Annotated in this window: 13 protein-coding genes and 5 pseudogenes; 1 reads left to right on the top strand and 17 read right to left on the bottom strand. The window is 42.9% G+C overall.

The features are described 5' to 3' along the window. Positions 1-144: 144 nt before the first annotated feature. From QGT46_RS13060 to QGT46_RS13040, 5 genes and pseudogenes are all read right to left on the bottom strand, one after another. Positions 145-1,782: pseudogene (locus QGT46_RS13060) on the bottom strand (UvrD-helicase domain-containing protein); the annotation flags it as partial. A gap of 289 nt (positions 1,783-2,071) precedes the next feature. Further along, positions 2,072-2,467 carry a hypothetical protein gene (locus QGT46_RS13055; protein WP_148460003.1) on the bottom strand — a complete coding sequence of 132 codons (396 nt, stop codon included), beginning with the start codon at positions 2,465-2,467 and terminating at the stop codon, positions 2,072-2,074. Positions 2,468-2,522: 55 nt separating this feature from the next. Continuing rightward, the gene (locus QGT46_RS13050) at positions 2,523-3,344 is read right to left on the bottom strand and encodes a metal ABC transporter permease (RefSeq protein WP_024727565.1); all 822 of its coding nucleotides are present in this window, start codon (positions 3,342-3,344) and stop codon (positions 2,523-2,525) included. Beyond that, positions 3,331-4,044 carry a metal ABC transporter ATP-binding protein gene (locus tag QGT46_RS13045; protein WP_148460004.1) on the bottom strand — a complete coding sequence of 238 codons (714 nt, stop codon included), beginning with the start codon at positions 4,042-4,044 and terminating at the stop codon, positions 3,331-3,333. Before QGT46_RS13045 ends, QGT46_RS13050 begins: the two co-directional genes overlap by 14 nt. Continuing rightward, complete coding sequence (locus tag QGT46_RS13040) at positions 4,041-4,994, bottom strand: metal ABC transporter substrate-binding protein (RefSeq protein ID WP_148460005.1); 954 nt, start codon at positions 4,992-4,994, stop codon at positions 4,041-4,043. Before QGT46_RS13040 ends, QGT46_RS13045 begins: the two co-directional genes overlap by 4 nt. A gap of 138 nt (positions 4,995-5,132) precedes the next feature. Here QGT46_RS13040 and QGT46_RS13035 point away from each other — a divergent pair, with 138 nt between their 5' ends. Further along, the gene (locus QGT46_RS13035; protein WP_148460006.1) at positions 5,133-5,561 is read left to right on the top strand and encodes a hypothetical protein; all 429 of its coding nucleotides are present in this window, start codon (positions 5,133-5,135) and stop codon (positions 5,559-5,561) included. 197 nt (positions 5,562-5,758) lie between these two features. On the opposite strand, the pseudogene QGT46_RS17360 reads toward QGT46_RS13035, so the two are convergent. The 12 genes and pseudogenes from QGT46_RS17360 to QGT46_RS12975 form a co-directional block, all read right to left on the bottom strand. Then, positions 5,759-5,845, bottom strand: a pseudogene (locus tag QGT46_RS17360) (ABC transporter permease); the annotation flags it as partial. Between the two features lie 34 nt (positions 5,846-5,879). Beyond that, complete coding sequence (locus QGT46_RS13025) at positions 5,880-6,419, bottom strand: DUF1697 domain-containing protein (protein ID WP_148460027.1); 540 nt, start codon at positions 6,417-6,419, stop codon at positions 5,880-5,882. A gap of 93 nt (positions 6,420-6,512) precedes the next feature. After that, positions 6,513-6,827, bottom strand: a pseudogene (locus QGT46_RS13020) (hypothetical protein). A gap of 78 nt (positions 6,828-6,905) precedes the next feature. Further along, positions 6,906-7,787 (bottom strand): class I SAM-dependent methyltransferase, encoded by an 882-nt coding sequence (locus QGT46_RS13015; protein WP_301591145.1) that lies wholly within the window; start codon positions 7,785-7,787, stop codon positions 6,906-6,908. A gap of 28 nt (positions 7,788-7,815) precedes the next feature. Next, entirely contained in the window at positions 7,816-8,373 is a 558-nt protein-coding gene (locus tag QGT46_RS13010; protein WP_024727574.1) for an IbrB-like domain-containing protein, read from the bottom strand. After that, positions 8,348-9,643, bottom strand: coding sequence for a phosphoadenosine phosphosulfate reductase (locus tag QGT46_RS13005; RefSeq protein WP_369882330.1), 1,296 nt, complete (start codon positions 9,641-9,643; stop codon positions 8,348-8,350). Before QGT46_RS13005 ends, QGT46_RS13010 begins: the two co-directional genes overlap by 26 nt. A gap of 161 nt (positions 9,644-9,804) precedes the next feature. Next, positions 9,805-10,353 (bottom strand): DUF3795 domain-containing protein, encoded by a 549-nt coding sequence (locus tag QGT46_RS13000; protein ID WP_148460007.1) that lies wholly within the window; start codon positions 10,351-10,353, stop codon positions 9,805-9,807. 77 nt (positions 10,354-10,430) lie between these two features. Further along, positions 10,431-10,607, bottom strand: a pseudogene (locus QGT46_RS12995) (methylated DNA-protein cysteine methyltransferase); the annotation flags it as partial. A 62-nt stretch (positions 10,608-10,669) separates the two neighbouring features. After that, positions 10,670-10,831: a hypothetical protein gene (locus tag QGT46_RS12990; RefSeq protein WP_330655868.1), complete on the bottom strand. Its 162-nt coding sequence runs from the start codon at positions 10,829-10,831 to the stop codon at positions 10,670-10,672. Positions 10,832-10,849: 18 nt separating this feature from the next. Further along, positions 10,850-11,171 (bottom strand): annotated as a pseudogene (locus tag QGT46_RS17355) (DUF3788 domain-containing protein); the annotation flags it as partial. A 273-nt stretch (positions 11,172-11,444) separates the two neighbouring features. Beyond that, positions 11,445-11,792: a TIGR04076 family protein gene (locus tag QGT46_RS12980; protein WP_024727576.1), complete on the bottom strand. Its 348-nt coding sequence runs from the start codon at positions 11,790-11,792 to the stop codon at positions 11,445-11,447. A 715-nt stretch (positions 11,793-12,507) separates the two neighbouring features. Then, positions 12,508-12,771, bottom strand: coding sequence for a metal-sensing transcriptional repressor (locus tag QGT46_RS12975; protein WP_148460008.1), 264 nt, complete (start codon positions 12,769-12,771; stop codon positions 12,508-12,510). Positions 12,772-12,774 lie beyond the last annotated feature (3 nt).

The raw sequence follows: 12,774 nt of genomic DNA, 5'->3' as shown, positions 1-12,774 counted from the left end.
GCCTCCGATTTCTTTGGCAAGTTTTACTGCCTGTACTTTGTATTCATGGTCATATTTACGTGCCACTTTGAATACCTCCTTATTCTCTTGGTTTTATTATGAAATCCTTGAGAATAAACTGTCAACTTTTTATATACCACACCAGATAGAATGAAAGGTTCCGATGGTCATGTCTTTGACAGCACGTTTTCCTCCAAGCCTCTTGGCAAGCCGCTCTCTCATCTCTGCTGCCGCCTGGTTTGTAAATGTGACAGCTGTAATCTGAGCCGGAGACACGTTCCGCTCCTTCACAAGATAAGCTATTTTGTCTACCAGGGTTTTCGTTTTTCCTGTTCCCGGTCCTGCGATGACCGCAACAGGCCTGTTTTCAGCAGCGACCGCCTCCTGCTGTTCTTCGTTGATCCCTGTATCTCTGACGTTAAGGACGTCTGCATCCATGACTGTTTCTTTTTTCATAGGCCTGATTTTTTTCTTCTTTTTCTCATGCTCGGCTGCAGCGGCAATTCCCAGAGAATCAAAAAACGTCATCTGGCCGTTAATGATGTCCATCTCGTCCTTTTCGATGAGATGGATTTTTCCGTATTCTCCGTCATATCCGGGGTCGCGGCGGACTTCTCCCCGTCTTAAACGTCGGATTCCTTCCTCTACACAGGCTCCCGCACTGTGCCGGATATCCTCAAGAGGTACTTCTCTTAAAATAGAAAACTCCGGGCCAAGCTCCGAGAGCATTTTTTCAAACTGGGCATTCACTTTTTTCCCGCCGGCCGACATTCCTGTAGATGCCGCAATGACTTCCGGAAGTGGTACAAGGCTCTCAAAGGGCTTCGCATCAGGACGGAGATAATCTTCCGGCCTGTCCGCCAGCTGCTCTACCCGGTGCTGGACTCCGATGGTGATCTTTTTTTTGCAGACCGGACAGATCCCGCCATATTCCTTTGTCTCTGACGGAGTCAGCACAAGACCGCATTTCCGGTGTCCGTCAAAGTGATATTTTCCTTCTTCCGGGAAAAACTCGATCGTTCCGTACAGCCCCTGTCCGGTCTGGATGGCTCTCGTGAGGTCCGAATAGGAAAGTTCAATGTTCAGGAGATTGGCTTCCCGGCCGAGCTTTGCCGGAGAGTGGGCGTCTGAGTTTGAGATCAGCTGGAAGGAGTCCAGTGCCGAAAGCCTCCAATTCATAGGAGGATCGGAGGACAGGCCTGTCTCTAACGCATGGATATGAGGCGTTAAGTCTTCAAAACACTCCTCGATCGTATCAAACCCTGAGAAGGCTCCGAACAGTGAAAAATGAGGAGTCCATATATGGGCAGGCACCAGTACCGCATCCGGAGAAATGTCCAGAAGAATCTCCAGGAGATCCCGGCTGTCCAGACCGAGGATCGGCCTGCCGTCGGAATGAATGTTGCCGATGGTCTCGAGCTTTGCGGAAATTTTATCTGCGGCTTCAAGTCCCGGAAGAAGGATCAGATTATGGACCTTTCTTGTCTTTCCGTTCTTTTTATAGATAGAGCTGATCTCTCCGGTGATGACAAAGCGCGGATTCTGGCCGTCCGGAGCGATCCCGTCTTTTATCCGGAATTCATCTTTCAGGATATACAGGCCTTCTTCCGCAGACACCAATTTTTCCCGTAACTCGTCCCTCCATGCCTGATGAGTAAAATCACCGGTTCCTACAATATGAATCCCTTTTCTTCTGGCCCAGAGATCCAGATGTTCCGGATCACACTCTTTGCTTGTAGCCCTGGAATATCTGGAGTGGATATGTAAATCTGCAATGTACATCGTATTCTCCTTCTTTCGTAGTGTTTTATTCTTACATAGAACGCACTTTCCTATGGAACAAAGCGGACAAGTCCGCTTCAACTCCCTAAATCCCTCAATCATGAGGGACTCGTTCCGCTTTGTGCGCCAAATGCGATTTGACGCAGTCAAATGATTTCCTTACGCATTTGTGTGCATACTTGCCCGCAGGGCTTTTTTATTCCATAGGGAGGTTCGAAGAACTTTCCTATGGAATAAGAACAAAACAGATAATCTGCTGATCATCTGTTTTTAGTGACTGCTTATGAAATTATTTGCAGAATCTGATGGAATAAAGATAAAGCAGCGGGAAAACAAAGCCTCCCAGGCTTGTAGCCGTAAATTCATTTACAAAGAGATTAAAAATAAATATGAATACAGCGGCGGCTACCAGTGCGATGGCAAGCTGGAAGCAGGTTTCTCCAAATTCAAAATGTTTGGCTGCTTTTAAGCCGTAAACTCCGCACACTATTTCAAGCATCCCGAAGATAATGCAGACTACAAGGTACACGGTTAAGATCGCACCGCTCAGCCTGACCTGCTCCATGGCCATCTTCATCAGATTGCGGCTTGTCATCAGAGTGACATTGGTCACAAGGTTTAAGATCCCGGCTAACAACAGAATGATGCTCATGATCGTCAGCATCACATTCCTCTTTTTGTTCATATGTTTCTCCTAACTTGTAATAATGAAATTATTCTATCACAGAATGTTTTGAAAATCAAACATTCTGTCTGACAACCATTCTCAGCAAACGAAATACGAGAAATCCTATAAGGTTCGCAATGACGATGCTTGCACCGGCCGGTGCAGAAAAGAGATAAGACCCCGACAGGCCGATACAAAAACATATGACGGAGAGGAAGCCGGAACAGATCACGACTCCCCGGAAGCTTTTAAACATCTGCATGGCCGTCAGCGCCGGAAAGATGACCAGGCTGGAAATGAGCATGGCCCCCATCATTCTCATGCCGATAACAATCGTGACAGCGGTCAGGATCGCAAGAAGCGAATTGTAAAAGGAAACATCTACTCCCGATGCCCGCGCAAAGCTTTCATCAAAGGTGACAGCAAAAATTTTATGATAACAAAAGAGAAACAAAATAAGGACTGCGGCACTCAGCAAAACACTCAGGCGTACATCTTCTCTGCTCATGGCCAGGATGCTTCCAAACATATAGCTGTATACATCCATATTCATACCGGTAGTAAAGGAAGTCACCAAGACCCCGGCAGCCAAAGCCGATGCCGACATGACAGCAATGGCCGCATCGCTGCTGATCCGGCTGCTCTCAGTAAGCTTCAGGAGAAAAAATGCCGCAATGACAACGACCGGAATCGAGAGTTTCAAAGGAGCGATCCCGAAGGCTATTGCAATGGAAAGTGCTCCGAAGGACACATGGGACAGTCCGTCCCCGATCATGGAAAATTTTTTCAGCACAAGACTCACACCGAGCAGGGCTGCACAGAGGGAAATCAAAATTCCCACGATAAAAGCACGGATAATAAAAGGATATGATACCATTTCTTTAAATAGTTCCATGGACAGCACCTCCATTCATTTCATGGAAATGTTCAGAACTGCGGTAATCTGAGACACTGCCGAAAAAGTAATCCTCATGCCGGATGTGAAGGATCTCATCTGCATCCTTTAAGGCGTTGGACAAATCGTGTGAAACCATCAAAATTGCGATGCCCTCATTTTTGTTGAGTTCCTTCAGCAAGACATAGAGTTCTTTTGCGGCACCAGGGTCCAGACCTGTCACCGGCTCGTCCAGGACCAGCAGCTGATCGGTTGCGCATAAGGCTCTTGCCAGCAGGACTCTCTGCTGCTGGCCGCCGGAAAGCTCCCGGTAGCATGTTTTTGAAAGCTCCGGGATTCCAAGCTTCTTTAGCTGTTCCATGGCGGTAAATTTTTCTTTTCTCATATAAAAAGGCCTGCGCTGTTTTCGGCTTAAAAAACCTGACAGAACCACTTCCAGGGCAGTTGCAGGAAAGTTTTTCTGCATTTCCGTCTGCTGGGGGAGATATCCGATGCCCTTTCCAGAAAGACTGCGCCGGATTTTCCCGGAGACAGGGCGCACAAGACCTAACATCGTCTTGATAAACGTGCTCTTACCGGAGCCATTTTGCCCGATGACAGAAATATAAGCCCCCTGTTCTATTTTCATATTTAAGTCTTTTACGATGACATGTCCGTCATATCCAAGATCCACATGACTGCATGAAATAATGGATGTCATTCTCTCAGTCCTTTCTCCAGATTTTTCACATTTTTCTCCATCAGATCCAGGTATGTGACGCCCTGGTCAAACTGACGTTTTGTCACGGTGTGGCAGGAATAAAACGTCATATTTTCGGCACCGGATGCTTCACAGATCACATCCGCGATCTTACTGCTTCCAAAGTCCATATGATAGATGACCGGTATTTCTTCTTTCTTTACTAAGTCAATCAGATAGGAAAGCGTCCGGGAGCTGGGCTCCGATTCCTCGCTGCATCCCGGGAATGCCGCCCTGTAAGAGAGGCCGTATTCCTCGGTAAAATAGCGCATGGGGAATTTATCTCCGAAAACTATGAGCTTGCGTTTTCCGTGTTTTACTGCTTCTCTGAACTCCTGGTCCAATTTTTTGAGCTTTTTCAAATAATTCATTGTATTCTTTTCATAAAAATGGGCGTTGCCGGGATCTTCCTTTGATAAGACGGCGCAGATTTTTTTCACGACTTTCTGCGCATTAACAGGAGATGTCCAAATATGTTCGTCATATTCTGTTTCCCCTTCTTCTTCCTTAGGAAGGCTCATCCCCTCTGTCACCTCTTCTTCCACTGGATTGACCGAATCCATGAAGGCATAAGAAACCTGTCCGCTGTTTTCCTGGGATTTTTGTATTTTTTGGACCCAATATTCCATCGCTCCGCCGTTATAGAAAAAAATATCTGCCTTCTGTATGCTGATCAGATCGGCCGGAGTCGGTTCAAATGTATGGCTGTCTTTGCCCGCGGTGACGATCATTTTGAGTTTTACTTTATCTTTCCCAATTTGACGCACAAAATCATAGTAAGGGAAAATAGTGGTAACAACATTTAGTTTTTTTGAACTGCTGTCGGAATATTTACCGGTGCCGCATCCGGATAATGCGGACAGGCAGACAGTAAGGCACAGCAGAAAGACAATCCATCGTTTCACAGGCATTTTCCTTTCTGTATATTATCTAATTGAATATAATAGCAGGAAAAAATTTGAATTGCAAATATGGAAATTTTCTTGTGGTTGAATATTTTGTCGAATTATCATATACTTATACTTCATAGGAGAAAGGGGAATGAGTTTATGAGTCAGTATACGTCTACAAAAAAACAGCTGAAAGCGCGTGAAAATGCGTTGTTGCACGGGCTTCTCTTAATGTCTGTGCTTTTGCTTGCGGACACTTATTTAAGAACCAGGAGCTATATTCTGATTGATGGAATATGGAATAATATCTTTATTATTGTCGCTGCTTTTACTTTGATTTTTTTGGAAATGATCATAAAAGGGGCCTTCGATCTGAGCGATCCGGTCTGGACTGTGTTGGCCGGAGCCGTTGGCATCGGGAGCCTGGCAGCCTTTGTCAGTCAGGCATATCTCATATTTTTCAGCAAAGACAGTTTCTTTCTCATCACAGAATCAATATCCAGCAATGGATTCTTTTTAATCTGTTCCGTGCTGGGAATGCTTGTGGTTGCAGCTTATTTTATAAAGAGGAAATGTTTTTTGAGATAAAAGATCACTATAAAAAGGACAGGGAACATGAACTGCTTCCCGTCAGGTAGACAATTAAAATAATAATACTTTTTCTGCCAGTAGGTAATACCTGCTGGTAAATCTTTTCCCATAATAGCGTTCACTTTTCATGATTCCCCAAAAACCTTCCATTGGCCCATTGTCAAAAGCATGATAGACGGTAAATATATAATCTATGCAATCATTGTCAGCTTTACCTGATTTTTTACGACTAATCCCAAAACGCATCCTATACTCAGCGAAACGATAACAAAGACAGCAAGCCCTCTCTTTTCAAACTCCGATTTAGGAAAGCAATTACATTCCGACTATCTTCCTGACGGTGTTTGCCGTTCTTATTGTCAATTTGCCGCTGATGCCCGCACTTGCCGTCTTTGGCCACCAGTTTGTCTTTTGATAATCTTTTCGATTGAAAGACCAGAATACCGCTTCCTTATATTCCTTTATCTTCTCTAATTCTTCCCTCGGTTCTCCGATCTCGTCCCATACTTCAGCAAATGTAGCTGGAGGCATAATAAAAATCAAATTATCATAGATTTCCTTATTTTCGGTTCCCCACCAGTCAGGTGCATGATGCAAAATGTCTTCGAGATCTTCTTTTGATGTGACGAAAACTGGAATATCCAAACCAAACTGATTTTTTATCATTGTTTCAATCTGGCCTGTAAGACTCCCTATATTATTTTTCTCACTTGAAAAAATCACATTTCCACTGTTCAGATATGTCTTTACCTCTGTAAACCCAAGTTCTTCAAAAACTTTCTTTAATTCTGCCATTGGCACCTTATTTTTTCCGCTTATATTGATACCACGCAAAAGCGCAACATATCTTTTCATATTCGTTGATTCTTCCATACAAACCCCATTTGTCCTCCTTATATCTTCAATTCATTCACCCAAACGGGCAAACCAAATTTGCATTATCATCAGTCAGCATAAACATATTCCGGTATTCAGAAAACGCTTGATCACCATTTTCATATCCTCGCCGACCTCTATGAGATGCCCGTCTAAGTCGTAGAACCGGATCACACGCTGTCCCCAGCTATGCTCGATGACTTCTCCCAGATATTCAATGTCCGGGTACTCTTTCAGCTTATTCAGGAAACCGTCAAAATTCTGTTCCTCAAAAACGACTTCTGCATTGTTGGATTTCTTCAATACCTTTTACCCGAATAGATCCTCATAAAACTTTCTTGCGGCGTTGATATCCGCTACCGAAATAACCACACATACATACTTCATATAAATACTCCATTCAATCCTCTTTAGCTGTTCTTTATTTATGATAAAGCCTTTTGTATAGCACACAACTAAATGATATTATACTGCTTTAAAAATGCCGCAGATAGTTTCTGATTTTCCTGTAAAATCTGCTCCTGTCACATCATCAAAAACACCAATTTCTGAAAATCCGCCGCTTCTAAGTTCATCAATAAATGTTTCTTTGGAATAAATTTGATTCCATATATTGAAACATTCACAATTATCATCCGTTAATATCAAATACTGCTCTAATGTATTAGCGGTTTCTTCAAAACACTTATTTCTTTGAATGAGCACATAAGGCTCCGCAGACCAAAATCCACCGTTTTCGTACCGTATGCTTTGTATTGGCTGAAACGAATCCAAGTATGGCCTGTTAAATGCGTCTAATATCAGAATTCCATCTTTCTTCAGTGCTTTCTGGATTTTTTTCAGCAAAGCACTTCTGTCTTGCGGAGGAAGTACACCAAAGTCACAATAAATCAGGATAATAACATCAAACTCGTTTTCATAATCCATTTCCAGGTAGTTCTGATAGTAATACCGGATTTTACGACATGTTTCTTTCGCATGATTTTGGGCATATTCTATGGAACGTTTGGAGAAATCAATTCCTGTAACTGAAAATCCCTTATCATATAACAATTCGGAATAAATACCAGGTCCACACCCCAAATCCAAAAGCTGTTTACCCTGACCGTTTTTACAATAGCTGACAATCCATTCGACGGAATTTTGAATGGTGCTAAGCCTTCTTGATGCTCCATCGTTTTCCGTGTTTAAATGAGCTTCTAACATACTTTTAGAAATATGCTCATCATCCCAAAACGCTTTAGAGCTTTCATGATAAACGGGCGGCTCTTCTTTCAGGTAATTTATCAATTCACGATTCAAGCACACGAATTCAATCAGGTGTGGATTGGTTTTCATATGATCCATTGCAAATTATACCTGCATAAAATATCGCTTATTTTTCTGCCAAGGGGTCTTTATTATCTTTTGCCGTCTCTTCCTCTACAGGACGCCATGCCTCTCCAAACTTTATATCCTTAAATAATGCGGCAAGACCGGTAATCTGCTTGAGACGTAAAATTTCATCTCTATCCATTCCCAAATGCTTTGAAATCCATGCGTCTGATCTCCCAAATTCATGAAGTTCTTTTACGATGTTACTCATCAAGTCCACATCGTGAGAGCCTCGTGCCCTGTTATGGCGCACGGTGCTGGCCATACGTTTGTCAATCGGTTTCTCAATGACAGAAACCGGCAGCAACCCCTGTTCTCTTTCATAGATATCCGGATGGTCCATCATGACCTGGTACCGATGGAACCCATCAACAATCAGATAAAAATCCTGCGCTTTTGAGTAGTAACATACGACTGGCATCGTATATCCGTCCTCTTTAATGCTTTCATATAACAGCTTCATTTCAGGCGGTGCAACTTTATTCGGGTTATAGTTATTCGGCCGTACCTTCTCTATCGGAACAGCAATGATACTATAAACTGGGCTTTTGTACTTCATACTCAAACTCCTCTATGCTTTTGTATTTACGGCGTATAATGTCCAGCTGCTTCTGCTGCTGCCGTGTCATCCCAAACCCCATGAAACGGCAGATATGGTCATTTTTCAAAATGCAGTAACACATTCGTTTCCAGCTGGGAATATCCTTTGTGGATTTGATATCGTCCGTGTGGTCTGGTATTTCCCCCACAAATACAATGCGTGATTTTTTGTTCAATGTATAATTGGAGACGCCGTTTCGTTTTATTTGATATCCCTTTTCCTGAAGCTCTTGAATCACTTCCTCGTCCAACCCGCCTCCTGTCTCATGCCAAAATTGGATAGATGTATTGAATTTTTTTATATAGTTATTCCGCAGTCTTTTTGGCAACGTTTCCAATAAAAACTTCGTGTAGGATTTCCACGTATATCCCTCCGGCAAAGAAATATTCCGGTAGCCCATCGCTTTGGTCTTTCCATAAATGGAAGCAAAATTTGCCCCCTGTACACGTCCCACAAGCTTGCACCAAATCTCCGGGTCTATGACGCGGTATAGATTCAGTGCGTCCTTCGCATAGTCGTTGAACGGGGAGGCCACGCGCATTTGCGAGGGCTTCAGGCCAGCCATATAATAAAGATCATACAGGCGGTTATACTCGTAACCAAATAAATAGTTGGCGTGCCAGACATCATTGGTAGACCAATCATATAAAGGGGAGGCACACCAGACATCTTTAAATTGCTTGCTGATCCAGCAGGTATCTTTATACCCGTATTTTTTATTCAGAAATCCGCTATACCGCTGTAAAGATTCATCTGCCCGCATCCCAAGCAGGCATACGGTTTTTCCGCCGTCATGGGCGTTCCGGTACCATCGCCCGAACTGTTTTGCCAAATCTTCCTGATGCATCCGGTAACGGTATGTAGTCATAATGTTATTTTCCAGATTGATGACGTATTCTTTTTGGGGCATCTCCCGTATCCAGATATCCTTTTTTGTGTCATCCCATGGATACCAATACATCTCGTAACTGCTTAACGCGGTTCTGGTTGCCATGGGCAGGCAAACCCAATAAGACTCCACCTGGTCCTTGATCCGTTCAAAGGTGCGTTCTACATACTTTGTCGTCATCGTATATTGCGCCTCAAAATCCTGATGAAATACACCAATGGTTCTTTCCGGATAATGCTGATTCCGGTAATCCAGAACCAGATTGAGCAGCAAACCACTGTCTTTGCCTCCGGAAAAAGAGACATAGATATTACCAAACTCTTCAAAAAGAAAATGCATTCGTTCTAAAAACGCATCATAAACATTCAAATGTAAATACTCCCTTATCAAAAAGACACCTCTCTTCTGTTCCTTCTAAAGATAGATTTCTTTCTGCAGGAGCTCACTTCGGTTCTCTATCTTTCTCAATGCTTTATTGAATGATTACAGTATTCAAATCATCACTTCTTCTTGCGTAGCTTCAAGTTTATATTGTTCTTTGCTGCCGCAGCCTGCAGCAATCCCGCGGCAAAAGCACTCTTTTCTTTGAGCGTCAACATTTCCAAATCGGATCTGTTCTCAATTTGTCTAAGTACCTCCCGCAGCTCTTGCAAGTCTAAAAGAGTTACTGCTGTACAAAACAGGGTCTTTTTGCGCCCGTCATTAAAGCCGGACAGAAGAATGTCCAGTATTTTTGTCTTTTCCATCTGCTCCGCATTGTAAGCTTCTATTCCGAACTGCCTGGCCTTTTCCATATCGGCCTTTTGGCTGCGGTGTGTTATAAAGGAATCAAAATCGTCAATATGCTCGTATTTGGGGCAAGGATACTCACCGCATTGGAAGCAGTATTCTACACCATCATGCTCCATGCTGCACCTTGCGATTTTACACGACTGATTTCCTTCACCGCCACCGCATCCGGGGCAATATTTATATAAAAACATGGGACAAAGCCCGCAATTCAATCCACAGAGGGAAAATAATTGATTTTGTCGGTTAAATCCTTTCATGGGACCTCCCTAAACAGCTTGTCCTCATCCATTCCAGCTAACGTGTACTTGTATATAGTACCCAGCCCAACAAACTGAAAATCGGCATTATTCTTTTTTGCCAAGTATTCTCTGATAACACCAACCGTAATAACTTTTCCATAAGGAATTGTTTTCATAATTTCATCATAGGTGATAGGCGGTGCAAAATACATTTTCTCTCCACCATACTTTTTGATTGTCGCTTCATCAGTAACAATCTGTATATTGGGCATACCCGTGTCCTGCCCTATACGTGGTAACAATACTCGTGTCAGAATCAGAGAAGACACAGACACTAATATAGATAAATTTCAATTTGTAATCCGAATTTCTCTATTTTAATTAATGACGTAACATCCAGTGTCTTAAAAAATGTTACCATTGGATTCGGGGCACCCATCCATAATTCAAAAGCCATCGCCCGTTTTGTTTGTTTTGGGTCTATCTTTTTTGCCATTTTCTTCTCCACGATCTGCTATTTTCTATTCGGCCTTCTCTTAATGGCTAATAAATGCATGAAATCCCCAAACAATGACGTGTCAACAGGTTCAAATATCAGCCATTTCCCATCGTGATAAGTTTTTGTTTCATCATACCTTATCGCGCGGAGCGCGTCCACCCGAAGGGTATAAAATACGGTGTGCCCTGTGGGTATAGATTTTCCGGACGCTCTCAGAATACTCATTTCGGCCTGCTTCAAATTTTTCCCGCTCATCTTTTCCCAGGATTACCATAAAGCCAATGCAGTTCTCCCTTGCATATAGGGCGCAAAGTGTTTTTCCACCTCTTCGGTATTTTATCAAGCATAGTGAACCTCCTACAATTTGAATATTTACATCATAAACATATTTATTGTTCCATGAACGAAAGCCGGGGTCAAAGCCATCAACAGTGCAACTATTATAGTAAGAATAATATACACCTTTAAAAAAGGAGTTGGAAAAACCAGAATCTCTACTTTTCGGATACAACCATAAGCAGGACCATTTTCAATAGCATAAGCATTTTAGAATTTGTTTCCATATCCATTTCAGAAACACTTCACCTCTTTGCTTTGCCAATCTGAAAAGCTAATTAAAAAACTTTCCCTTAAAGAAATTCTCATTTCCAAGTTTTTTCGCTGTCAGCCGGAACATCACACATCCGTCCGGGCATACGATATCCTTGCTGTACTTACCGCTGCCGCCAATGTTCTCTAAATCCCCGCCGCTTCTGACTGCCTCCATAACAGGGAACAGTATCGTCATTACTTTAGAACAGATCCCTTGTCCGTCTGCATTTACAGGGCAACCATATGTACAGGTATATTTATCTCCGATTTCCTCTCCGTTACGGCAATATCGCTCTGTGTGATCGCCGCGAAGAAACCCTGTTACCTCAATTTCAAATTCATATTCTTCGTCATACCATTTTTTCATCATTGACCTCCAGCCTATGACTCCGCCTCGCCATTTTTACATAATATTCATTCTTAAAGGTTTTATTATATCATACCCAAAGGGCATCCCGTGTTTCATACCCTTCGGGCGGACGCGCTCCGCGCGATAAGGTATACCCACAGGGCACACCGTATTTTATACCCTTCGGGTGGACGCGCTCCGCGCGATAAGGTATAGAATTGCCTGCAACTCCACTTTCATTCTACGCGGTCTGAATCCTCGACCATATAGCGGTTACGATGTCAATTTCCTCCTGGATTACTGTCATCCGGGTACAGGCATTCAGAAAACACTGGTTCATTTCTTTACGCAGAGCCCTTTATGCTACTAATCCCTTCACCTGGCATATCCCTGTGACCAGTAACACAACAGGTCTTTCTTCCCAATTTAACTTCTCCAGTCGATAGTTTTATTTTTTTATATTATCTAATTATAATAAATTTGTTTTTTTAAGTCAATGTAAACACCCCTTTTATATCTGTAATCTTTGTTGCCAATTAAAACGAAACTTGATGAAAGAGCATTTAGGAAAAGAAAATTTTAAAGTACGCCTGTTGGGGAATGATAATGTATACCCACAGGGCACACCGTATTTCATACCCATCAAACGAATGGAATGATCCAACGATAGTTTTTTCAATTGTCGGAAGGAGGCCTTTCCAGAGCCGACTGGAGACAATGAAGAAAAACTTTTTTATTTGGCGAACTTATCGATGAGTTCTACCAGTTCATCAATTTTTTCATCGCCTTTGTTTTCAGCCAGGGCATCGGCAATGCAGCCTTTCATATGTGCCCGTAAGATTTCTTTATTGGTCTTTCGTATAATGGCCTCCGTAGACATGAGCTGGTTGGAGATATCCATACAGTACCGGTCTTCTTCCACCATTTTTAAGATCCCGTCGATCTGTCCCCTGGCGGTCTTCAGAAGTCTTGTGATCTGAGTCTTGTCTGCCTGCATGGC

Source organism: Anaerostipes faecis (genome assembly GCF_910574135.1).
GTDB lineage: Bacteria > Bacillota > Clostridia > Lachnospirales > Lachnospiraceae > Anaerostipes > Anaerostipes hominis.
This window is presented reverse-complemented; position numbering and strand designations above follow the sequence as displayed.

Coding starts and splice junctions, on each gene's coding strand:
- QGT46_RS12980 (WP_024727576.1), bottom strand. CDS start 11,792: ATGAAAAAATGGTATGACGAAGAATATGAATTTGAAATTGAGGTAACA.
- QGT46_RS13045 (WP_148460004.1), bottom strand. CDS start 4,044: ATGACATCCATTATTTCATGCAGTCATGTGGATCTTGGATATGACGGA.
- QGT46_RS13015 (WP_301591145.1), bottom strand. CDS start 7,787: ATGGATCATATGAAAACCAATCCACACCTGATTGAATTCGTGTGCTTG.
- QGT46_RS13055 (WP_148460003.1), bottom strand. CDS start 2,467: ATGAACAAAAAGAGGAATGTGATGCTGACGATCATGAGCATCATTCTG.
- QGT46_RS13035 (WP_148460006.1), top strand. CDS start 5,133: ATGAGTCAGTATACGTCTACAAAAAAACAGCTGAAAGCGCGTGAAAAT.
- QGT46_RS13005 (WP_369882330.1), bottom strand. CDS start 9,643: ATGCATTTTCTTTTTGAAGAGTTTGGTAATATCTATGTCTCTTTTTCC.
- QGT46_RS13050 (WP_024727565.1), bottom strand. CDS start 3,344: ATGGAACTATTTAAAGAAATGGTATCATATCCTTTTATTATCCGTGCT.
- QGT46_RS13040 (WP_148460005.1), bottom strand. CDS start 4,994: ATGCCTGTGAAACGATGGATTGTCTTTCTGCTGTGCCTTACTGTCTGC.
- QGT46_RS13010 (WP_024727574.1), bottom strand. CDS start 8,373: ATGAAGTACAAAAGCCCAGTTTATAGTATCATTGCTGTTCCGATAGAG.
- QGT46_RS12990 (WP_330655868.1), bottom strand. CDS start 10,831: ATGGCAAAAAAGATAGACCCAAAACAAACAAAACGGGCGATGGCTTTT.
- QGT46_RS13000 (WP_148460007.1), bottom strand. CDS start 10,353: ATGAAAGGATTTAACCGACAAAATCAATTATTTTCCCTCTGTGGATTG.
- QGT46_RS13025 (WP_148460027.1), bottom strand. CDS start 6,419: ATGAAAAGATATGTTGCGCTTTTGCGTGGTATCAATATAAGCGGAAAA.
- QGT46_RS12975 (WP_148460008.1), bottom strand. CDS start 12,771: ATGCAGGCAGACAAGACTCAGATCACAAGACTTCTGAAGACCGCCAGG.